Genomic DNA, 21,253 nt, shown 5'->3' on the forward strand with positions numbered 1-21,253 from the left:
GCAACACATTAAGCGATCTCTTCTTATATACGTATAAAGAGCCTTCCCCCGCTGTTCACGGGTGAAGGCTCGTCTTCCACTTTTCATGTTAAGCCGTAAATTCAGATTGTACGAGTACAGCTACATTTCCGGTAGTTCGGTGAGCCTAATCCCTCTCGATTAAACCGTACTTTCCGTCATCACGTTTGTAAACGACATTCACTTCTTGTGAATCAATGTTGGTGAATACGAAGAAATTATGACCGACCATGTTCATTTGTAAAATGGCCTCTTCCACATCCATCGGTTTCATGGTGAAACGCTTCGTACGGACTACTTCCAATTCATCTTCGTCGTGTTCCTCATGTTGGACAGCTACGGAACCCGTTGCGGCTCCATTCTCCACAAACAGCGTCTTCAGACTACCTTCCTGGCGGAACTTGCGGTTCAACTTCGTCTTGTGTTTGCGTATCTGTCGTTCCAATTTGTCCACAACAGCGTCCATGGAAGCGTACATATCGTCGCTTCGATCTTCCGCCCGCAGGACAACGCCTGGTAGCGGAATGGTCACTTCCACCGTGTGCAATCCTCGAATGACACTTAGTGTTACGTATCCTTCAGAGGTAAGGGGTGCATCAAAATACTTCTCAAGTCTGTTGAGCTTCTTGTCAACGTAGTCCTTTAAAGCTTCGGTCACTTCAATTTGTTGACCTCGAATACTGTATTGCATAGGGCACTCCTCCTTTGCACCTTCATTATAACACTTTGTTAAGCCCATGTAAAAAGTCGAAATTGTGTATGTTATCGAGCTTAAAAATACTTTCGGACGGAGCCTGAGGGAACCCGTTCTGGGACAGTTGCGAGGCCCTTATTTATAGGGGATTAAGTGCTAGAAAACACTTGTCTTTCATTACAAAACCAAACAAAAAAAGACCCCGGCATTCACCGGAGTCTGTCGCTAGCGAATCTTCAATTGTTAACCATCTATACCGCATATGTAGGTCGGCTAAGCCGGGATGATTATAATTTGATTACGTTAGCTGCTTGCGGTCCGCGGGCACCTTCAACGATTTCGAACTCTACGGATTGTCCTTCTTCCAAAGTCTTGAAGCCTTCAGTCTGGATCGCGGAAAAATGTACGAATACGTCGCCGCCGTCTTCAGTCTCGATGAAGCCATAACCCTTCTCTGCGTTGAACCATTTAACTTTACCTTGCATGCACTAACATTCCCTTCATCATCAAATAAAAGTGTGTGGGTAGACACCTTTTGTCCACATTTCCGACTATATCATCCAAAGATATCCATTGTCAATGGAGACAAAGGTATCCGTTAGCCAAAAAATGAAAGGGCTATCATTTTGTAATAATGAATATTTAATTTCCTCGAATGACTATATTGAATGTAAAAAAAGATGACCTATTTCAAAATTCAAGGTCATCTTTTTATTTGCCTCACATTTTATGGTTTCATAGAGGCTCACACTATATTATTTTCTTTGATCCATCAAAAGGCTATCTACGGAATAAGCACTTTCGTAAGCATTCCGCTGTATCTTGGCTGCATCGCGCTGTCGCAGCCAATCCGAAGCCTCCTGTTTAAGAGATCTCATACGAGCTTCGATTAACATGTCATTATGGAGCAGCTTCTGAATCCGATCTCTTTGGTGCTGACTAAGAGCACCATTCGAAATTATAACAGACATCTCATCCAGAATAGGTTGTCGGGATTCAACAAATGCAACCAACTCTTCGTATGTGGTCTGATCAAGTTGTTCTAATACGGACTGACTCAATTTCTCTAAATTAAGAATCAAGTTATCCATTGGCAGTATCAGCACCTTCAGCCAAAGCCATCTTTGCCGCCTGTGCCCATGTTTCGCGGAGCTCTACCAGATATCCTAGCGCTTCTTCTGCGGGTGCTACCTCTTTTTTAATATTGGCTTGTATCAATAAATGATTGATATATTCATACAGTGATGCAAGACCCTTGGACACCTCAAAACTATAGTCTAGCGTAACTATTAACTCACTAACAATCGTCTGTGTCTTATTCAGAAACGTATTCGCTTTCTGATAATCTTGTTCCCTGAGTCCATCGAGGCCCCCTCTAACAAAGCGGATAGCTCCATCATATGTCATGAGTAGCAATTGGGCTGGAGTAGAGGTTTGTACAGACGACTGTCTATATTTATCATAAGGAGATGCAATCAATTACGCTCACCCCTTTTCCTTATTATCCCGTGAAACTAGCCAAGCTGGCTGACTGGGAGTTCAATTTATTAATGGCTTTCTCCATAGCAGTGAATTGTGTGTAGTAGTTGTTTTCAATCTGGGTAAGCTTTTTTGCTAATGTCGATATACGACTGTTCAAATCCGTCAATTCTTTACCCATGGTACTCTGCTCATTCAACGATATTGTAAGATCTGTGCTGTATTTCGCTGTTCCCGCTTTTTCAGACATTCTAGATAGTGTTACATTTAAATTGTCGTACATATTATCAAAAATGCCTTTTCGGGTGCCGTCTGTTGACCCAATAAACAATTCCATTACTTGCTCCGGATTGTCTTCGATTGCTTTCATCAGCTTTGTCTCATCACTTAGATAAAGCTTACCATTCTCCGTATAGGCTCCCGTTGTAATACCAATAGATGCTAGGTTTATGGACTTGTCTCCAAATTTCACAGAAGAGGAAGACAGCAGAGTTCTCATACTGGAGAGTCCCTCGACCAATATCTCATCATTTCTCAATAGACCACTTTTAGCTCTTGCTTCCCAGTTTTTAATGTCATCCTCAGTCATATCTTTTTTCTGCTCAGCTGATAACGGGGTATAACTTCTGAATCTCTGTTCTGACACTTTACTGTTTAACGTGGCAATTAAAGAGTTGTAATCTGAAATAAATGACTTAATGGTTTCGATTGCTTTTTTGCCATCAGGTTTTGTTGTAATGGTGGCTAAGTCAGTGGGCCCAGTCTCCTTGAGAAGGGTGATCTGTACACCATTAACTGTCAGCTGGTTGGATGAAGGATTATATTCAGTACCGTTTATGAATACAGAAGCGGCTTGGCCCTTTGTTGTAGCTGTTTTCGGGTCAGTTCCAAAAGCATCCGTTAATAAATCACCTTCAAACCGGACGGTTTCATTGCCGTATTCTTTAGACTTAATTATGAATTTCTTTCCAGCCTCATCAAAAGTCGCGCTTATGCCTGCACTAGAATCCCCGTTCAGTTTTTTTAGAACATCCTGTATTGTATCATCTTTAGAAAATTCAAATGTTTGCTTAACCGGTGAAGTTTCACTTCCTCGTAAGACAGTAAACGTAAATGGACCTGAGCCCGAATTAAGACTACCAAGCTTTGTACTGGCTGTAGTTCCGGCACCCAATGATGCTGTCTCTAAGGTGGTTTGGGTAGCAAGTGCATCCACCTTTACAGTCATAGGCACCTGATTCGCAGATGTGGTCGCCTTTACACTAATGGCATCCTTATTTCCAGACACCTCAGCACTATAGATGTTCATCTCTGAGGCTTTTTTGTATTTATCTAGTTTATTTTGTCGAAAGTCTACCAATGCGCTATTCATGGTTCGGTAGCTGTCTCTGCGCCATTCCAGAATTTGTTTATTCTGATTCAACTTGTCCAGCGGTGCTCGCTTGGCAGTCATCATTTGTTTGACTAAGGTATCAATTTCCATTCCTGATGATAATCCACTTACTCTCATACGTACTTCCTCCTATCTTCGCTCATCAATGATAAGACCTGCAAATTCCATCATTTTCGCCACGATTTCCAGTGTCTGTTCCGGTGGTATTTCTCTAATAATTTCCCCAGTCTCTTTATTTAGAACTTTGATCATAATGGCTTGCGTCTTCTCATGTACATTGACTTCTACCATGGTTTCAGGCCCTTGTAGTGCTTTAATGGCTCGGTCAATCGAACGGACTAATTGCTGTTCCCCCAAGGTGACATATTCACCTTGTCTTTCCATACGATGAAGTTCTTTCTCCTGATTCACAAGTGGTTTAGGTTCGACTCCGTTCTTAGATGGCTGAGTATATGTTGTGTTCGAAGCCGCATGATTTCCTGTGATAGAAATTTGCAGATTCACCATTGCACCTTCTTTCGCGAATACTATTGTTATATTTATCGGCTATTTTGTTGGAATGTATTAGGAAAAAACCAACTTGCACATATATCTAATGATGGCAATACTACTAATATCGACATCTGAATTTAAAAAATTTAGTCAAATAAAAAGAAAAGAGACCTCGGAAATATCCAAGGTCTCTAGGTAAAGCCATAAAATTAACGAAGCAATTGCAGAACGCCTTGCGGTTGTTGGTTCGCTTGAGCCAACATCGCTTGAGCAGCTTGAGTAAGAATGTTGTTCTTAGTGAACGACATCATTTCTTTAGCCATATCTACATCACGGATACGGGATTCAGCTGCAGTCAAGTTCTCGGAAGTAGCTCCCAAGTTGTTGATCGTGTGCTCCAAACGGTTTTGGTTCGCACCGAGTTTAGAACGTTCTTCGGAAACTGTGTTCAAAGCACTGTTGATAGTAGTGATTGCTTTGTCAGCAGCCTTTTGAGTAGAAATATCAACACCAATGGAATCGTCCACCGTTGTTGCTCCAGCTACAGCTGCCTTAGTTACTGCTGCTGCATCATCAGTTCCAGTAGCACTAGCTTCAAGTTCTGCATCTATTCCCGCTTCTTTAAGCGCTGCAATAACTTCAGCTTTTGTTGCTGTGATATCCCCGGCAGCTGTTCCATCCGGACTTGCATCTTGTTTCAATGTTATAGTGATATTCCCAGCATCATCAATTTTAGCAGTTGTTTTATCAACTGCCTCAAGACCGGCGGCTTTAATTTCAAAACTAAACCCTTCAGATGAATTATGATTTATAACATAATCCGTTCCAACTGTTGCTGTACCCTTCACGCCATTAACACCAAGCTCTGTACTGCTCATGTTGTTGATGCTAAGTTTAATGTTTTGGCCGGAGTTAGCACCAATATGGAATGTTTTGTTGTTGAAATCACCGTTCAATACTTTTTGGTTGTTGAATTCAGTGTCAGTAGAGATACGAGTGATTTCTTTGGACAGCTCGTCAACTTCGGATTGCAGTTTCGCGCGGTCAACGCCTTCGTTGGTGTCGGAAGAAGCTTGAACAGCCAGCTCACGCATACGTTGCAGAATGCTGTGAGTTTCAGTCAGAGCGCCCTCAGCTGTTTGAATCAGGGAGATACCGTCTTGAGCATTCTTCTGAGCCATATCCAAACCGCGGATTTGGCCGCGCATTTTTTCGGAAATTGCCAGACCTGCAGCGTCATCCCCTGCACGGTTGATACGAAGACCGGAAGACAATTTCTCCAGGTTTTTAGAAGAAGCACCTGTATTGGCACCGAGTTGACGGTGTGTATTCAATGCAGCAATATTGTGGTTGATAATCATTTGAATTTCCTCCTTGAAATGGTTTGTCCCACATCCATGTGGTTTCGCTTGCTTTCGTTAAGGTCGGCCGCCCCTCCGAAATAGCGTCTATTTCTTTTATCGTCATGTGCTTTATACAACTTTAGTGTTTTAAGCACGGTTATATAAAATATTTGGAGTTCGCGGACTCTGGCAGACGATATTCATAATTAGGGTAAAAAAAGGCTAGTCTAAGTAGCTCAAAATAGCTATCCTGCAAAAACTGCAGAAAGCGCACGGTCGATCTATAATAGCGGATTGTGTATTTCTTTCAAATCAAAGGGACCTTGGAATACCAAGGTCCCTGAATGATTATATAGATTAACGAAGCAATTGCAGAACGCCTTGCGGTTGTTGGTTCGCTTGAGCCAACATCGCTTGAGCTGCTTGAGTAAGAATGTTGTTCTTAGTGAAAGACATCATTTCTTTAGCCATATCCACATCACGAATACGGGATTCAGCAGCAGTCAAGTTCTCGGAAGTAGCTCCCAAGTTGTTGATTGTGTGCTCAAGACGGTTTTGGTTCGCACCGAGTTTAGAACGTTCTTCGGAAACTGTGTTCAAAGCGTTGTTGATGGTAGTGATTGCTTTGTCAGCAGATCTTTGTGAAGATATGTTTACACCAACGCTGTCGTCTTTTTCAGTGGCAGCAGCGATATTGGCAGCGGCTGCAGGAACATCAGCATTAGCAATAGCTCCTGTTACACCTGCAGCAAGTGTAGCTTCTACTCCCAAACCTTTAAGAGCTTTTACTACATCTTCATAAGTCCCAGTTACGTTACCAGCAACAGCAGTGGTAGGATCAGTAGGATCAGTTAAACTGAATCCTTCTTGAGCCAGTTTAATTACAATATTCCCGTTTTCATCCATAGTAGCAGAAGTCTTATCAACAGCTGCTGAGGTATCGTCACCAAGAGCTGCAAATGAGATAGTATACGCGGAACCATCTTTATTAGTTATGGTAATTTCGTTTGCGATGAGATCGGAATCTAGACCTTTAAATCCATTTACCCCTAGCTCAGTATTACTCATATCATTAATGCTCAATTTAATGGCTTGACCTGTGTTAGCTCCGATATGGAATGTTTTATCGTTGAAATCTCCGTTCAATACTTTTTGGTTGTTGAACTCAGTGTCTGTGGAAATACGTTTGATTTCTTTGGACAACTCGTCAACTTCGGATTGAAGCTTTTGACGGTCAACGCCTTCGTTGGTGTCGGAAGAAGCTTGAACAGCCAGCTCGCGCATACGTTGCAGGATGCTATGAGTTTCAGTCAGAGCGCCCTCAGCTGTTTGGATCAGGGAGATACCGTCTTGTGCGTTCTTTTGAGCCATATCCAAACCGCGGATTTGGCCGCGCATTTTTTCGGAAATGGCCAGACCAGCAGCGTCATCCCCTGCACGGTTGATGCGAAGACCGGAAGACAATTTCTCCAGGTTTTTAGAAGAAGCACCTGTGTTTGCACCGAGTTGACGGTGTGTATTCAATGCAGCAATATTGTGGTTGATAATCATTTGAATTTCCTCCTTGAAATGGTTTGTCCCACATCCATGTGGTTTCGCTTGCTTTCGTTAAGGTCGGCCGCCCCTCCGAAATAGCGTCTATTTCTTTTATCGTCAGATGTTTATTTTCACTTTAGAGTTTTAATCATGGTTATAAAAAATATTTGGTGTTGGCGGACTCTGACTGACCATACCCATAATTAGGGTAAAAAACAAAAGGGTCTATACTAAATAGATCAAAATGGCTACCCTTTAAAAACTGCAAAAAGCGCACGGTTCATCTATAATAGCGAATTGTGTATGTCTTCAAATCAAAGGGACCTTGGAATACCAAGGTCCCTGAATGATTATATAGATTAACGAAGCAATTGCAGAACGCCTTGTGGTTGTTGGTTCGCTTGAGCCAACATAGCTTGAGCAGCTTGCGTAAGAATGTTGTTCTTAGTGAAAGACATCATTTCTTTAGCCATATCCACATCACGAATACGAGATTCAGCAGCAGTCAAGTTCTCGGAAGTAGCTCCCAAGTTGTTGATTGTGTGCTCCAAACGGTTTTGGTTCGCACCGAGTTTAGAACGTTCTTCGGAAACTGTGTTCAAAGCGTTGTTGATGGTAGTGATTGCTTTGTCAGCAGATCTTTGTGAAGATATGTTTACACCAACGCTGTCGTCCTTAACTGAAGCTGCTGTGATATCTTCTGAGGTTACACCAGCAGTAGCATGAGCAGTAGTAACAGGATCAGTGGCAGTTGTTCCAGTATTTACTGTTGCATCGAATCCAAGCCCTTTAAGAGCTTCCGCTACTTCCGCATAAGTAGCAGTAATAGCACCTGCTGTTGCATTACCGTCTCCAGCAGCTTGCTTAAGAGTTACTGTGATATTCCCGTCCTTATCCATTGTGGCTGTTGTTTTATCAACCGCTGCATCATTAGCACCTGTTTTTGCTGCAGTAAATACAATTGTGTATTTTTCAGCATCTTTATTAGTCAAACTAATTGTATCACCGAGAACATCAGTAGCTACTCCTTCGTATCCACTAATTCCCAATTCAGTATTACTCATATCATTGATACTCAACTTAATGGCTTGACCTGAGTTTGCTCCGATATGGAATGTTTTATCATTGAAATCCCCGTTCAAAACTTTTTGGTTATTGAACTCGGTGTCTGTGGAAATACGTTTGATTTCTTTGGACAGCTCGTTAACTTCGGATTGCAGTTTTTGACGGTCAACGCCTTCGTTGGTGTCGGAAGAAGCTTGAACAGCCAGCTCACGCATACGTTGCAGGATGCTATGAGTTTCAGTCAGAGCGCCCTCAGCTGTTTGGATCAGGGAGATACCGTCTTGAGCATTCTTCTGAGCCATATCCAGACCGCGGATTTGGCCGCGCATTTTTTCGGAAATGGCCAGACCTGCAGCGTCATCCCCTGCACGGTTGATACGAAGACCGGAAGACAATTTCTCCAGGTTTTTAGAAGAAGCACCTGTGTTAGCACCGAGTTGACGGTGTGTATTCAATGCAGCAATATTGTGGTTGATAATCATTTGAATTTCCTCCTTGAAATGGTTTGTCCCACATCCATGTGGTTTCGCTTGCTTTCGTTAAGGTCGGCCGCCCCTCCGAAATAGCGTCTATTTCTTTTATCGTCATGTGCTTCATACAACTTTAGTGTTTAAAACATGGCAACAAAAAATATTTTGAAGTTATTATGCGCATTTTCAAATCAAAGAGACCTTGGAAATAACCAAGGCCTCTAGGTATAACCATAAATTAACGAAGCAATTGCAGAACGCCTTGTGGTTGTTGGTTCGCTTGAGCCAACATCGCTTGAGCAGCTTGTGTAAGAATGTTGTTCTTAGTGAAAGACATCATTTCTTTAGCCATATCCACGTCACGAATACGGGATTCAGCAGCTGTCAAGTTCTCGGAAGTAGCTCCCAAGTTGTTGATTGTGTGCTCAAGACGGTTTTGGTTCGCACCCAATTTAGAACGTTCTTCGGAAACTGTGTTCAAAGCGTTGTTGATAGTAGTGATTGCTGCATCAGCAGATTTTTGAGTAGAGATGCGAACACCCGCAGTGTCATCTTTAACGTTTGCATCTGCAGTAGTGACTGCTACAGAAGCATTTGCAGCTGGTGCAGCAATTGGAGCAGTCCCTTCATCGGATTTGGCAACAGCATCAATACCCGCTTTACCGAAAGCTTCATTAATTGCTGCAGCAATTTCATCTCTAGTAGCTAAAATAGCACCTGCTTTTTCGTCATTAGCACCTCCAGCTGATTCTTTTTCACCAGCTGCTTGTCTAAGAGTAAGTGTAATGGTACCGTCAGCTTCAATTTTCGCAGTAGTTTTATCTACTGCAGCTGAACCAGTTTTAGCTGCTGCTACTCCTTCTTCAATATTGATTGTAACTGCGGAGCCGTAGTTAGAGATATCAACACCAATTCCAGTTGCTTTAGTTTCTACCGCTTTAACTCCGTCTATTCCCAATTGTGAATTGCTCATATTATTGATGCTCAATTTAATGCTCTGTCCTGAGTTAGCACCAATGTGGAAGGTCTTATCAGAAAAAGATCCGTCCAACACTTTTTGGTTGTTGAACTCAGTGTCTGTGGAAATACGTTTGATTTCTTTGGACAGCTCGTCAACTTCTGCTTGAAGTTTTTGACGGTCAACGCCTTCGTTGGTGTCGGAAGAAGCTTGTACAGCCAGCTCACGCATACGTTGCAGGATGCTATGAGTTTCAGTCAGAGCGCCCTCAGCTGTTTGAATCAGGGAGATACCGTCTTGAGCATTCTTCTGAGCCATATCCAAACCGCGGATTTGACCACGCATTTTTTCGGAAATTGCCAGACCAGCAGCGTCATCCCCTGCACGGTTGATACGAAGACCGGAAGACAATTTCTCCAAGTTTTTAGAAGAAGCACCTGTGTTAGCACCGAGTTGACGGTGTGTATTCAATGCAGCAATATTGTGGTTGATAATCATTTGAATTTCCTCCTTGAAATGGCTTGTCCCACATCCATGTGGTTTCGCTTGCTTTCGTTAAGGTCGGCCGCCCCTTCGAAATAGCGTATATTCCTTTTATCGTCATATGATTCATACAACTTTAGTCTTTTAAGCATGGTTCAAAAGAATTATTTCGGATTGTTCAAATGCTTCATCAGCTCTTCCACACCGATGGAAGATTGATTCGCCGATTCCCGGTTCGCTTCCTGAATCGATAAGTAAATTTCCTTGCGAAACACATCTACACTTTTCGGTGCGTTTATTCCCAGCCTTACATTATCACCGTCAACTCCAAGTATCGTTATTTCAATCTCGTCCTGAATGATGACGGATTCTCCCTTTCTACGCGACAATACCAGCATACTACTCACCCGCCTTTTCAGATGGAGTTGGCTTCTCACCGCTTAACCATAGAGGATGTCGTGATTGATATTCGGAATTGTGCAAGATAACTTGTCTCGCACTCTTATTCTCCAAATTAAAAACGAGCGGTGCCAGCAAGTTGATCGTCGATTGGGCTGCATCCTCATTGATCGTTACGATACAACGAATCAACAGAGCAGAATCCAGTTCCATTTCCTCTACAATCGATTCCGGCAGATCGAACTCATAGTTCGGGTAAAACACAAAAGGATCTGTCATTAACAGAGAAATATGACTCTCCTGCAAAGACTGCAAATAAGAGAAGGGACCCTCTCCGACATCTATGACAGCAAATGTCGAATGACTCTCAAATCCCGGGATTCCTTTGGAAAAATGATAGACTTGTTCATCAGGTACTTCTAATTGTCCAAACTGGGCTGTTTCAACGTTCATCATTCGCACTCCTTAACATACTGAAATATTTTTTTAACGAGAAGAAACGCCTTCGGCGTCCTTATTTAAAGGGCAGCGGCGTTTCTTCGAAAAATATAAGCCAAGTATGCAATATGGAACTTATACTTTCTTATATTTTAAAACAAGCTATAGATGGTAGCACGCCCCCTATAGCTTGTATATTGAACTATTACATTGTCATATCGATTTGAGGTGGAATGATCTCAATCGATCCATACTGCTTCATTCGAATTTCTAAAAAGCCCGGATTGTACTCAATCTCTGGTGTGTACGCCTGGGCTGAAATTTGCGGTGCAATCGGCTCGATGGCAATCTCAGGACGGTTTCTATTCACATAGATATCTACATTATCGTAAGAGGCCGGTGCACGATATTCCACAAACGGATCCCGCTTCCAATCCGAACCATAAATCTCACTAATGGTGTTACCCGGCAAGTGGATCTCAGCCATCCGATTCCCTTGCTCTACCCGCTTAGCCAGACCTTCTAGAAATAAGGCAGGCAATTCCGAATAGATCTGCCGATTCATCTCAAGCGCAGTACCACCATTATAAGCTCTCCATGCTTGATGCTGATCAATCTCCATGTCCGGTCTAGGCTGACTTATATTCATCTTGGCTTGTGAAGTTTCAATCTGCATATCAGGTCTTTGCTGTCTTATAGACAACTCTGCCTTCTTTGAATTCATTTCTTGCAAAGCAGGCTGTCTAACAATCTGAAGCTGGGGAATCACAGGAGATCACCACCTATCTCAGAAAATCAACCAGCGAAGTGGAAATAATCTTCGCACCTGCTGAAAGTGAAGCATTATAAATGCTCTCCTGAATCTTCGATTGAATAATTACTTTTTCATAATCTGCATCTTCGGCCTTGGACTGCATATCTGTTAAGTTGATTCCCATATCTTCGAGTCTACCAGCCATCAACTCTATACGATTGGTTTTGGCCCCGATCTCAGCACGGGCTGTTACCACCTTATCCAAACGGGTGTCCAATTTGTCGAGTTGTGCAGAAATCGCAGGAAAGTCACTGGTGCTCATAGCTGTGGTCAGTCGATCAATCATCGTAAACAGGTGGTCGTCGTCTTTTTCAGACGGGCTTCCGAATATGTCATTCCCTGTCACATTGATCGGCATCTGAACACTTTCGCCAACGATAAAATTGATGTTTCCTGGATCTGTCAACAAGTCGCCGGCACCGCTCGTATCCGACAAATTATTGCCGTCTTTCACAAAATCATAAGGTTTCTGATCATATTGCTCACCATTGAAAATATATTTCCCATTTAACTTGCTGTTGCCGATATCGATTAGTTGCTCCTTAAGCTGCTCAATTTCGGTCTGGATAGCGGTTAACGCAGATTGAGGATTGGTTGAATTGGATGCTCGTACTGTAAGTTCCTTCAAATGCTGAAGAATATCCCCTACTTGTCCCAGGGCCGTATCATTATAATCGAGCCAAGACAAAGCACTGTCAACATTGCTCTGATACTGTGTATTCGCTGAAAGCTCTGTCCGATAGCGAAGAGAGTAAGTCATACCTACAGGATCATCTGAAGGCTTATTGAGCTTGCGCCCGGTAGCAAGCTGCAGTTGGTTCTCATTCATTGCCCGCCCGTTACGGTTCAAATTCATCAGCAGTTGTGAATTCATCATATTGGATGTGACTCTAAGCATGGCTATTCACTCCTTAACGTCCTACTACACCAGTGGAATTAATTAATTTGTCTAGCACTTGATCAAATGTGGTCATGAAACGGGCTGAGGCACTGTATGCATGTTGGAATTTAATCATATTCGTCATTTCTTCATCCAATGATACCCCGCTCACTGACTGCCTCCGGCCTTCGACCTGTGTCACCAAGGTATAGGCGTTGTCTGTTTGCCGATTCGCTTCCTGCGCCTGAATACCAAGCTGTCCGACCATAGAGCTGAAAAATGAAGCAATCGTTCCCTTCGTGCCCCCTGCATCGCTAAATTTTGCAACGTTCAAACCTGCGATTAAAAGGGCTAGCGTATTGTTGCCTTTAACAACCTTTTCAGCCGTTCCTGTTCCCTCAATTCGCATTGAGGTAGCTATTTTACTTGGGTCTGCCGCAATCTCAGGATTGAGGTTGATATTCAACTTGTTATTCTCGCCGATGGACATCATAAAGAAAGGAAGCCCGGGATTCGTTGTCCCGTCCATCGTATATCCCAATTGATGAAGTCCGTTCAATCCCTTCACCGTCACTGTAGCTTCTTTGGCAAGCACAGCATCAGCAGGAACCTGTTGTCCTGCCGTAACGGTACTCACAGCGCCATTGACGGATACCTCAATATCTACATCAAAGGTAGATCCATCCGGAATTCTAGAGCCCGACGGAATCGTTACAGGCACATCACCGCCCACAATGGTACTAGCCAGATTATTTAACTGGTTCTTATAATCCGCAACGAATGTCTTTCTGGATACGAGCATTCCGTGAACTTCGCCGCCTTTAAGATCCCCAGTGGTAAACGCATTGTCTAAAGAAATGGCATTTACGTTAACAGGATCATTATCCCCTTCAATGAGCATTTGAGCTCCCATTGAAATATTGTAGCCGTTCTCGCCCTCGGTTACGGTAATATTAATGATTTTGGACAATTGATCGGTCAATAAATCACGTTGGTCACGAAGGTCATTGGCGTCATCGCCAAGGGACTCGATCCGTGTAATGGATCGGTTCAGGTCCTGAATCGATGCCAGATGCGTGTTGATTTCCATCGCTTTAACGTCAACATTCTTCCCAAGATCTGCATCAAGGTTGTCCAGTTGCCCGCTCATATAATTTAAGGCATCTGTAAACGCTTGTGCTGTCTGTACTACGATCTTACGAGCTGTAGGATCCTCGGGATTCTTGCTTAAATCGGACCAGGATGAGAAGAACTTGTCCATAACCATCCGAAGGCCCGTATCTGAAGGCTCAGTAAAAATAGCTTCTAGTTTACTCAATGTATCGGCCTGTATATTCCAACCTCCGAACGAACTGTTCTCACCGCGAAATTGATCATCGAGAAATTGCTCCCTAATCCGATTAATGCTAGTGAACTCAACTCCTGTACCCATCTGTCCAGCGATAGTGGAACGTGACAAACCGTAGGCTTCCATTGGAAGGGACGCTTGCATCTTCACCACTTGTCGGGAGTACCCTACCGTATTGGCATTAGCAATATTATGACCTGTCGTTCCGAGTGCGGCTGTCTGTGTAAACAGGGCCCGCTTGGCCGTTTCTAATGAATGAAATGTAGATCGCATGACAAAATCCTCCTGTTTACGCTCGGGTATCGAACAGGCCCGGCCGTCCTGTGCTGCCGCCTTTGTCAGACGGGTGATGATATGTGACCTCGTCCTGTGATGACTTTCCAGTCAGCATGTCGAGGGAAAAATCGATGAAGTCGAGGGATTGCACCAGCAACTGCTGATTCAGATCATTCTTCTCCTTCAGCTCATGAAGCGTGCGGGACAAACGGGACTGAACGTCCAGCAGCTTCTCTTTTTCCTCCGGATCGAATACGAGTCGTGCAAGCTCAGTCAGTGTTAACTCCAGCTGTGACTTAACTCCCCGGCTCTGCAAAAAAGCATACGCGGATTCGACACGATCCCGTTCCAGTTTCTCAATCATCTTCATTCCTTTAGACTCTCGATTCAGCAACTGGACGACGGTATCCACATCGTTCTTCATAATGGCCTGCTTCTTATCGTCAGCCACAGCCAGCATGTCGTTATATACCATTTCTAGCCGCTGTAGGGAATCAATTAATACCTGTACTGTCATATCAGACACCTTTAGTTCTCAGGAAACTGCTTAAAATAAGGTAGCAGCTTCTCCGCAAGTTTATCGGCACTCACTTGGTAAGTCCCCGAGGAGACCTGTTCTTTCAGAGATTGAATCTTCTCTATGCGCGCCGGATCGCCAGCACGTTCTTGAGCCTGAAGCATTTCCATCGCTTCCGTTGAAATAGACACCTCGTCCTTGCGACGAGTCTTATTGTGTTGTTCCTGTCGGTGGGCCTCCATATTTCGTTGGTACGAGTGGACAGCGCCAACGCGTCCGGTTTCGTTAATCTTCATAACGCTCACCTTCCTTTTATATAGAAAAAACCTGTACATACATTCTACAAAAAACTTCGAATAATGTGAAAAAACCGATAACCTTTACTAAGATTATCGGTCGGGAATGAAACATAGTTAATAGTTCGATTGTAGCGTTTTAGTATTTGCGTAATTTGTCAACTGCTCTGTAGGTATGATCGTCCTTCTTACTTTGACTGTCGTTTCCGGATTGGTCATCCGTAGCAACGCTTCTTAATTCCTTCGTCAGCCGTGTTCTGCACGATTCACACATATTGCTCTCGCGTATCAGTATTCCGCAAACCTCGCAGGGATACGACAAATTCGGTGCGTTAGCAATAGAAATCCGCCCTTCACGAATAAACTTTGTGATCTGGCGAATCGAAACCCCTGTCGCTTCGGATACTTCATGGATTGTAGCACCCTTTGTATCTCGTAAATATTGGGCGCAATCCTGGTACTCTACCTCAATGCCTTTCAAACAGTCAGAACACATATCCCGGAAGTTCAGCGCATACAATTTGCCGCACCGAGGACAATTCCCCAAGTTCATACTAACCGCCCTCCATGACGCATAGATCCTTTGATACCCCTAGATTAACTTATATTAGTCCTTGCGTCCATATTTTACATGAAAAATATTACGCATTTATTCATAATTCTATCAAGAGCGTGCCCATGTCAGACTATACACTTCTACCAAGATTCCCTGTGCCTCCCCAGCGGCCTTTAGCTGCTTGGAACAAGCATTAATGGTGCTGCCCGTTGTATAGATATCATCTATTAATAATATTCGTATTGGAAATGCACAGTCCGTTGGGATCTGGAATGCTCGCTGGGGAGATCTTGTATATGTATGGTTTGCTTGAAAGTCTAGTATTTCTCCCGCTTCCGGCATGCAGCCAAAAATTCCCTCCATATCTTTCAATCGATCCATCCGGCTCTTGTAACTCTGTTTGTCTGTATGCCGATCTCGCCGGAGCAATTCGGAATATGGCAGCTTACAGGCAGCGGCCAAGCCGCGCGCCAGCACCTCTGCCTGGTTAAATCCCCTTTCCTTGAGTCTCGTCTCACTGACTGGAACCGATGTAACGAGATGGACACGCCAGTGCAAACCTGACTTTTTACCAGTCTCATGTGATGATATGAATAACTGCCATCTCTTTTGTGCCTCTCGCTGCAACTGACGATACGCCCGCTCCAACATGCCACTCAAAAGAGGAGCATAAGACTCGTTCCCACGGTATTTATACTGTGCCAACCACTCCCTCATATCGGCGTTATATGCCGCTGCACTTCGGTTACATACAAAATGCCACGGTTCAGTGCTCTCACGAGTACAATCCGGACAACCGATATGTCTTCCACAGTACATACATCTTGGATTCGTAATCCACGGAATCGATAGGTAACATGTTCTGCATAATCCGAGGTGTTCACGTGACAAAGCTGTCGTTTTACCGCAGGTAAGGCACTTCTGACCAGAGACTGCCAGCATTCGGTGGAATGGTTTCAGAAATCGGTCCAGCGTATCCATTAGCATGATTATTGGCCTCCTAAGCTCTCACTCAAACTTTCAGATAATTCCCCTTTCTGGCAATCCGGTTCATTCGCTTGATCTGGTTCACAGCCGAGCGCTGAGACCGTGTCCATTGAGGTGAGCCAAATACAACCTTCCCTGCAGGATCATCCTTAGAGCGGCCGGCCCGACCGGCCATTTGGATCAGCGCCGCTTCATCAAAGAGATCACTGTCTGCATCTACGATGAATACGTCACTTTTCGGCACGGTGACACCGCGCTCCAAAATCGTAGTCGTTACAAGCAGACGGATATCACGGTTCCGAAACGACATCACTTTATTCCCTCTATCGGGATCCACAGAAGATGTCCCCTCTATCGTAATCTCGGAAAAATAGCGGCGTAACAGTTGCAAAAACGAATCAATATGGCGAATGCGCGAAACGAATAAAAAGACTTGGGCTCCCCGGCTAATAGAGGTCTTTAGCTCACGCACCAGACTTGAAGGAAGACTCTTCTGAGTCAGACAACGCTGGACAGAGGGGATTTTAAGAGGCTTCGGCACAGGCAGGGGATGACCGTGAAAACGTGCGGGTACTTTGGCGTGAGGCAGTCTCCCTGCAGCCGCCTCACGCTGGAGCTTCGAGGGCGGGGTCGCGGACAGGTAGATATATTTGCCACCTGGCTTACAGGCCCCATTGGCGGCATAATCAAGCATCGGATCGTTATGATACGGAAAAGCATCGATCTCATCAATGACAACCAGATCAAAAGCGTGGCGGAAACGCAGCAGCTGATGCGTCGTCGCCAAGGTAATGCTGCCCCGCTTCCAGCGGTCCGGGCTGCCACCATACAGCGTCACGATGCTCTCACTCGGAAAGGCGGTGGCCAGCCGGGGTGCCAGTTCCAGCACCACGTCTCTTCTAGGCGCCGCCACCAACACCCGCCCGCCGCCATCTAGTACGGCTTGAAGCAACGGGAAGATCATTTCGGTCTTCCCGGCGCCCGTCACCGCCCAGATCAGGAAGCGGGCGGCCGCGGAGCCCGCCTCCGGCGGCTCCGCCAAAAACCGCAGCGCGGCGCCTGCAGCGACGCCTTGCGCTGCGCTCAGCCCCCACCGGACCAAGGCCTCGGTGGGGGAACCCCCGGCCGTGCCACGCACGGCCGGATGCGCTGCGCCCTGCAGCAGCAGCGCACAAGAGCGGCTGCGCCCCATCGCGAGGCAGGCCTCGCAATAGGCGCAAGCCGCCGAGCCGCACGTGGCGCATGCCGTGCGGCTAAGGGCCTCGCTGCCGCAACGCCGGCAACGAAGGGCCATTGCCCGGCTGCGGCGCAGCCAGCCGGGCTTCTCCCACGGGGCGGGCTGTGCCAGCCCCGCATCCAAGCGCAGGCGGCCCAGCAGGCAGCCGAGCTGGGCCGCGGCAAGCCAGCCGGCGGACAAGTCCGCGCCGGCCTGTGGTCGAGCGGCATCATGCGGCGCCACACCGCGTTCTGGAGGCTTCACACAGTCAGAAGCCTCCTCCAACAAAGCCTCCACCTCGCCGGCCAGCAGTGCCCGTCCTTGCAGTAATTCCCCTAACTCCTCCGCTTGCATAAGCAGCCTGTCCCACACCATAGCATCCTCAAATCCGGTATTTATTCCAGCTATTTGCCCGGACGTCCACATCACCATATCATCTGCCTTGCCTATCAGCTGTTCTCCCTGACCTTGCGGCTCTGCGGCTAAATGCACAGCCAGAGACTGCAGCACGTATTTGCGCCATTCGTTTAAACCCCAACGATCCATCACTCGGTTTCCACGGAATCTTTCCCTCAAGCTGACTGCCCAGCCCAATGGCAAACTCCAGGCTAATAGGACAAGCCGTTCTGCTAATTGCATATTCAGCCACCACTGTACATCAACTCGGACATCCAGCGATATCTCTATACTCCAAGACCCCATACTCCTCACTGCATACAAAGCTGCCTGCACCAGATATCCCCCCTTTCAACCTCTATTTCTCACCTCTCAAACTCCCAGCGCAGCATGGCGTTGCAAGCCAGAGATCATCCACATGCGCCACTTTTTTCCAGTAGTTAGTCTTTTATTCACGAAATATGTTAACGCTCGCCACAAATGTTATCCGTATTTCGATATAACAATGCTTCTGCTGATCTATGTTCACCTAGTAAGCTATGTCGCAACGCAAAAAAGCACCCTCCTCTCCTTTGTAAAGGTTGGAGTGTGCTTCACGCCATAACATCTATAGCCCGGAAAAAAAAGCCGACATAACCGCTTTCCTGCCGCCTAACCCTGTACATAGGGGATTCGGACAGCCTCACTTGGGATTCGCAGATCAATGCGAATAAAATGTTCATCACTTTCGGAAGTTATCTTCTTTATACCCTTGTTCTCGTCCTCATCTGAATTTAACTCGCTAACATGCAGCTCTATTCCGGACAAGTTCGCCAATCTGTGCACAATTACCATCGTATCATCATCCGACCGGTCATCAAGGACGGTGACGCGCACCCGCGTCCCGCTTAGCAGGGCATACAGTGAAAGGGCTCTCAAGTACCATTCCACCTGCCGCTCATGGTTGGACGTAATCAGCTCATAATGCATCCGTGAACGCCGGTTCGGTGATCCTCCACGATGCCGACGGGCATGCAGGATGTGTACCAACGCCACTGCGATCCCGTATATGGCCAGTATCCACAGTAAATGGGCAACCATGAGACTCACCTCCTTCTCTTACCGACAGTATATGCCGAAAAAAGAAAAGCGGTGACAAGGATGACCTGAAGCCCGCACATTAGCCCCAGGTCACGGCACTAATCTGACTCCTCAAAAAAACACAAAAGGAACCGCCATATCTGGCGATCCCCTCCCCCATGTGTACAGCCGTGTCCGTGCTTCGGACGGCGGCTTACAGTGTCACCCAGCCATATTTGATGGAGTTGATAACCGCTTGCGTGCGATCGTCGACTTCCATCTTTTGCAAAATGCTGCTGACGTGGTTTTTTACGGTTTTTTCACTAATGAATAGGTATTCCCCGATCATCTTGTTGCTCTTACCCTCAGCCATCAGACGAAGCACTTCGGCTTCGCGGCGTGTCAACGGGTTATTCTCCCCAGCGACAAATTTAACGCCAGCTTCACGTGTACCGCCTTCTGCCATAGCTCCGGCTTCATTCACGTAAGTCATGCGGCGAAGCTGCTGGATAAGCTTACCCGTTACTTTCGGATGAATGAAGGCATAGCCCTCGTGAACGGAGCGGATCGCATTGATCAGCGATTCAGCTTCCATATCCTTCAGCAAATATCCATTTGCCCCTTTACGGAGCGTCTCAAACACATAGCTCTCATCATCATGAATGGAAAGAATAATAACTTTAATCTCCGGGAATAACTCACGCAGTTTCTCGGTAGCCTGCACGCCATTCTCCGTAGGCATATTGATGTCCATCAGAACGATGTCCGGCTTAATCTGATTGCAGAATTCCAGCACCTGAATGCCGTCTCCACATTCACCGATGACGTCAATGTCATCCTCCATATTTAAAATACGTTTAAGCCCTTCACGGAAAAGCTGATGGTCATCTGCTAAAAGCACTTTAATGACCGGATTTTCATTCTCAAAATTTTCCATTCTGTTACTCCTTTCTCTTCTCTACGTTCGTCGGGATATGGATAATGATCTTTGTACCTTGATTCTCAGCTGATTCAATTTCCATTCTCCCTTCGAGCAGTTCGACCCTCTCCCGCATGCCGATTAACCCAAAGTGATCCTTGCTCTTCTGTTCCAGTAATTCAACCTTGAATCCTAGTCCGTTGTCTTGTACTACGATTTTAACCATTTGCGCCTGATATGTAAGCTCCACTAGCACATATGTCGGGTAAGCATGTTTGGCCGCATTTGTAAGTGCTTCCTGCACCAACCGGTAGATGGCCGCCTCCATCGCAGAAGAGAGACGATGCTCCTTGCCACGTGTTTCAAACAACATGCGGATTTTGGTTTTCTCTTCAAAATCATGCACGTATTTACGGAGTGTGGGGATAAGCCCCAAATCATCGAGTGCCATTGGACGCAGATTAAAGATAACTTTGCGCATTTCTTCAAGGCTGGATCGGACCTGCCCCTTCAAATCTACTATTTCGTCCTGCACCATCTTAAATTCCTGCTTAACAAGCATTCTTTCTACAATTTCCGTCCTAAGAACCAGATTAGCCAGCAGCTGTGCCGGTCCATCATGGATTTCACGTGCAATGCGCTTGCGTTCTTCCTCTTGAGCCAAAATAATCTTCAACCCAATAACCTGACGATTCTTAGCGGACTCGATAATTCGAGACACCTGTCCGAGTTCCCCTGACAAGTATTCCAACACTACCCCCATTTGCGATCCGATGGATTCCGCTCGTTCCACCGAGCTCTCGACACTGCGAGCCCGTTTCTGGAGCTCGTCGCGTCTTGCTTTCAAGTACATTTCCTTCTCGCGATAAATCATGAGATCAAGCTGAAGTTGCGTTGCCTTCTCGTACGCCTGCTTGATGTCCTCTTCCTTATACCGGACAAAATCCCGGCTGACTTCCGTCAACCGGATCCGGGAACGGCGGTAGTTCAGTTCCAACTGGTCTACCTTCTCCAAGGTTTCCGTCGTTTCTTTCAATACCTGCTGCAGTTCCTGATTGAGAGACACGAGCTCATCGCGCGATGTCTCCAATATTTCAAACATCTGGTATTTGCTGTCTTCCATCACTTGGATGGCGTTCTTTATGACACGGTCGATGGCATCAGCTTGATAATCCACGCACTCTACTCCATTTCTAACGTTTCATACACACATCATACCAT

23 protein-coding genes are annotated in these 21,253 nt (G+C 45.6%); all 23 read right to left on the bottom strand.

The genetic code is table 11. The annotated features are described in order from the left end of the window. Positions 1-145 precede the first annotated feature (145 nt). Positions 146-709, bottom strand: a complete 564-nt coding sequence (gene hpf / locus MNQ98_RS27210; RefSeq protein WP_208917515.1) for a ribosome hibernation-promoting factor, HPF/YfiA family — start codon at positions 707-709, stop codon at positions 146-148. A gap of 290 nt (positions 710-999) precedes the next feature. After that, positions 1,000-1,197: a cold shock domain-containing protein gene (locus tag MNQ98_RS27215; RefSeq protein ID WP_241930969.1), complete on the bottom strand. Its 198-nt coding sequence runs from the start codon at positions 1,195-1,197 to the stop codon at positions 1,000-1,002. Between the two features lie 270 nt (positions 1,198-1,467). Beyond that, positions 1,468-1,803, bottom strand: coding sequence for a hypothetical protein (locus tag MNQ98_RS27220; RefSeq protein ID WP_241930970.1), 336 nt, complete (start codon positions 1,801-1,803; stop codon positions 1,468-1,470). After that, positions 1,796-2,191 carry a flagellar export chaperone FliS gene (gene fliS / locus MNQ98_RS27225; RefSeq protein ID WP_241930971.1) on the bottom strand — a complete coding sequence of 132 codons (396 nt, stop codon included), beginning with the start codon at positions 2,189-2,191 and terminating at the stop codon, positions 1,796-1,798. Before fliS ends, MNQ98_RS27220 begins: the two co-directional genes overlap by 8 nt. A 22-nt stretch (positions 2,192-2,213) precedes the next feature. Then, positions 2,214-3,701 (bottom strand): flagellar filament capping protein FliD, encoded by a 1,488-nt coding sequence (gene fliD / locus MNQ98_RS27230; protein WP_241930972.1) that lies wholly within the window; start codon positions 3,699-3,701, stop codon positions 2,214-2,216. A gap of 12 nt (positions 3,702-3,713) precedes the next feature. Continuing rightward, on the bottom strand, positions 3,714-4,091 hold the full coding sequence (locus tag MNQ98_RS27235) for a flagellar protein FlaG (protein ID WP_241930973.1): 378 nt from the start codon (positions 4,089-4,091) through the stop codon (positions 3,714-3,716). A 194-nt stretch (positions 4,092-4,285) separates the two neighbouring features. Beyond that, positions 4,286-5,437, bottom strand: coding sequence for a flagellin N-terminal helical domain-containing protein (locus MNQ98_RS27240; RefSeq protein ID WP_241930974.1), 1,152 nt, complete (start codon positions 5,435-5,437; stop codon positions 4,286-4,288). A 339-nt stretch (positions 5,438-5,776) separates the two neighbouring features. Continuing rightward, positions 5,777-6,970, bottom strand: coding sequence for a flagellin N-terminal helical domain-containing protein (locus MNQ98_RS27245; protein ID WP_241930975.1), 1,194 nt, complete (start codon positions 6,968-6,970; stop codon positions 5,777-5,779). A gap of 344 nt (positions 6,971-7,314) precedes the next feature. Further along, positions 7,315-8,502 carry a flagellin N-terminal helical domain-containing protein gene (locus MNQ98_RS27250; RefSeq protein ID WP_241930976.1) on the bottom strand — a complete coding sequence of 396 codons (1,188 nt, stop codon included), beginning with the start codon at positions 8,500-8,502 and terminating at the stop codon, positions 7,315-7,317. Positions 8,503-8,728: 226 nt separating this feature from the next. Continuing rightward, entirely contained in the window at positions 8,729-9,946 is a 1,218-nt protein-coding gene (locus tag MNQ98_RS27255; RefSeq protein ID WP_241930977.1) for a flagellin N-terminal helical domain-containing protein, read from the bottom strand. Positions 9,947-10,095: 149 nt separating this feature from the next. Further along, positions 10,096-10,329 carry a carbon storage regulator CsrA gene (gene csrA / locus MNQ98_RS27260; protein WP_241930978.1) on the bottom strand — a complete coding sequence of 78 codons (234 nt, stop codon included), beginning with the start codon at positions 10,327-10,329 and terminating at the stop codon, positions 10,096-10,098. Position 10,330: 1 nt separating this feature from the next. Further along, positions 10,331-10,786: a flagellar assembly protein FliW gene (gene fliW / locus MNQ98_RS27265; protein ID WP_241930979.1), complete on the bottom strand. Its 456-nt coding sequence runs from the start codon at positions 10,784-10,786 to the stop codon at positions 10,331-10,333. A gap of 187 nt (positions 10,787-10,973) precedes the next feature. Further along, complete coding sequence (locus tag MNQ98_RS27270; protein ID WP_241930980.1) at positions 10,974-11,537, bottom strand: DUF6470 family protein; 564 nt, start codon at positions 11,535-11,537, stop codon at positions 10,974-10,976. Positions 11,538-11,550: 13 nt separating this feature from the next. After that, positions 11,551-12,480, bottom strand: a complete 930-nt coding sequence (gene flgL / locus MNQ98_RS27275; protein WP_241930981.1) for a flagellar hook-associated protein FlgL — start codon at positions 12,478-12,480, stop codon at positions 11,551-11,553. A 13-nt stretch (positions 12,481-12,493) separates the two neighbouring features. Further along, positions 12,494-14,083 carry a flagellar hook-associated protein FlgK gene (gene flgK, locus MNQ98_RS27280; protein ID WP_241930982.1) on the bottom strand — a complete coding sequence of 530 codons (1,590 nt, stop codon included), beginning with the start codon at positions 14,081-14,083 and terminating at the stop codon, positions 12,494-12,496. A 16-nt stretch (positions 14,084-14,099) separates the two neighbouring features. Next, positions 14,100-14,603, bottom strand: a complete 504-nt coding sequence (locus MNQ98_RS27285) for a flagellar protein FlgN (protein ID WP_241930983.1) — start codon at positions 14,601-14,603, stop codon at positions 14,100-14,102. Positions 14,604-14,614: 11 nt separating this feature from the next. Then, a complete protein-coding gene (flgM, locus tag MNQ98_RS27290; protein WP_241930984.1) occupies positions 14,615-14,899 on the bottom strand; it encodes a flagellar biosynthesis anti-sigma factor FlgM in 285 nt (94 codons plus the stop codon). A 139-nt stretch (positions 14,900-15,038) separates the two neighbouring features. Further along, positions 15,039-15,452, bottom strand: coding sequence for a TIGR03826 family flagellar region protein (locus tag MNQ98_RS27295; RefSeq protein WP_241930985.1), 414 nt, complete (start codon positions 15,450-15,452; stop codon positions 15,039-15,041). A gap of 111 nt (positions 15,453-15,563) precedes the next feature. Beyond that, positions 15,564-16,442, bottom strand: coding sequence for a ComFC family protein (locus MNQ98_RS27300; RefSeq protein ID WP_241930986.1), 879 nt, complete (start codon positions 16,440-16,442; stop codon positions 15,564-15,566). Between the two features lie 25 nt (positions 16,443-16,467). Continuing rightward, positions 16,468-18,297, bottom strand: coding sequence for an ATP-dependent helicase ComFA (locus MNQ98_RS27305; protein ID WP_481856686.1), 1,830 nt, complete (start codon positions 18,295-18,297; stop codon positions 16,468-16,470). A 408-nt stretch (positions 18,298-18,705) separates the two neighbouring features. Next, complete coding sequence (locus tag MNQ98_RS27310; RefSeq protein ID WP_241930988.1) at positions 18,706-19,134, bottom strand: hypothetical protein; 429 nt, start codon at positions 19,132-19,134, stop codon at positions 18,706-18,708. Between the two features lie 193 nt (positions 19,135-19,327). Beyond that, positions 19,328-20,050, bottom strand: a complete 723-nt coding sequence (locus tag MNQ98_RS27315; RefSeq protein WP_208917482.1) for a response regulator — start codon at positions 20,048-20,050, stop codon at positions 19,328-19,330. Between the two features lie 4 nt (positions 20,051-20,054). Then, the gene (locus MNQ98_RS27320; protein WP_208917481.1) at positions 20,055-21,209 is read right to left on the bottom strand and encodes a sensor histidine kinase; all 1,155 of its coding nucleotides are present in this window, start codon (positions 21,207-21,209) and stop codon (positions 20,055-20,057) included. Positions 21,210-21,253: the final 44 nt, after the last annotated feature.

It is taken from the genome of Paenibacillus sp. N3/727, from assembly GCF_022637315.1.
GTDB lineage: Bacteria > Bacillota > Bacilli > Paenibacillales > Paenibacillaceae > Paenibacillus_AQ > Paenibacillus_AQ uliginis.

Bases quoted from the DNA above. Each gene is read 5' to 3' on its own strand.
- hpf (WP_208917515.1), bottom strand. From the start codon at position 709: ATGCAATACAGTATTCGAGGTCAACAAATTGAAGTGACCGAAGCTTTA.
- MNQ98_RS27215 (WP_241930969.1), bottom strand. From the start codon at position 1,197: ATGCAAGGTAAAGTTAAATGGTTCAACGCAGAGAAGGGTTATGGCTTC.
- MNQ98_RS27220 (WP_241930970.1), bottom strand. From the start codon at position 1,803: ATGGATAACTTGATTCTTAATTTAGAGAAATTGAGTCAGTCCGTATTA.
- fliD (WP_241930972.1), bottom strand. From the start codon at position 3,701: ATGAGAGTAAGTGGATTATCATCAGGAATGGAAATTGATACCTTAGTC.
- MNQ98_RS27235 (WP_241930973.1), bottom strand. From the start codon at position 4,091: ATGGTGAATCTGCAAATTTCTATCACAGGAAATCATGCGGCTTCGAAC.
- MNQ98_RS27240 (WP_241930974.1), bottom strand. From the start codon at position 5,437: ATGATTATCAACCACAATATTGCTGCATTGAATACACACCGTCAACTC.
- MNQ98_RS27245 (WP_241930975.1), bottom strand. From the start codon at position 6,970: ATGATTATCAACCACAATATTGCTGCATTGAATACACACCGTCAACTC.
- MNQ98_RS27250 (WP_241930976.1), bottom strand. From the start codon at position 8,502: ATGATTATCAACCACAATATTGCTGCATTGAATACACACCGTCAACTC.
- MNQ98_RS27255 (WP_241930977.1), bottom strand. From the start codon at position 9,946: ATGATTATCAACCACAATATTGCTGCATTGAATACACACCGTCAACTC.
- csrA (WP_241930978.1), bottom strand. From the start codon at position 10,329: ATGCTGGTATTGTCGCGTAGAAAGGGAGAATCCGTCATCATTCAGGAC.
- fliW (WP_241930979.1), bottom strand. From the start codon at position 10,786: ATGATGAACGTTGAAACAGCCCAGTTTGGACAATTAGAAGTACCTGAT.
- flgL (WP_241930981.1), bottom strand. From the start codon at position 12,480: ATGCTTAGAGTCACATCCAATATGATGAATTCACAACTGCTGATGAAT.
- flgK (WP_241930982.1), bottom strand. From the start codon at position 14,083: ATGCGATCTACATTTCATTCATTAGAAACGGCCAAGCGGGCCCTGTTT.
- MNQ98_RS27285 (WP_241930983.1), bottom strand. From the start codon at position 14,603: ATGACAGTACAGGTATTAATTGATTCCCTACAGCGGCTAGAAATGGTA.
- flgM (WP_241930984.1), bottom strand. From the start codon at position 14,899: ATGAAGATTAACGAAACCGGACGCGTTGGCGCTGTCCACTCGTACCAA.
- MNQ98_RS27295 (WP_241930985.1), bottom strand. From the start codon at position 15,452: ATGAACTTGGGGAATTGTCCTCGGTGCGGCAAATTGTATGCGCTGAAC.
- MNQ98_RS27300 (WP_241930986.1), bottom strand. From the start codon at position 16,442: ATGCTAATGGATACGCTGGACCGATTTCTGAAACCATTCCACCGAATG.
- MNQ98_RS27305 (WP_481856686.1), bottom strand. From the start codon at position 18,297: ATGCAATTAGCAGAACGGCTTGTCCTATTAGCCTGGAGTTTGCCATTG.
- MNQ98_RS27310 (WP_241930988.1), bottom strand. From the start codon at position 19,134: ATGGTTGCCCATTTACTGTGGATACTGGCCATATACGGGATCGCAGTG.
- MNQ98_RS27315 (WP_208917482.1), bottom strand. From the start codon at position 20,050: ATGGAAAATTTTGAGAATGAAAATCCGGTCATTAAAGTGCTTTTAGCA.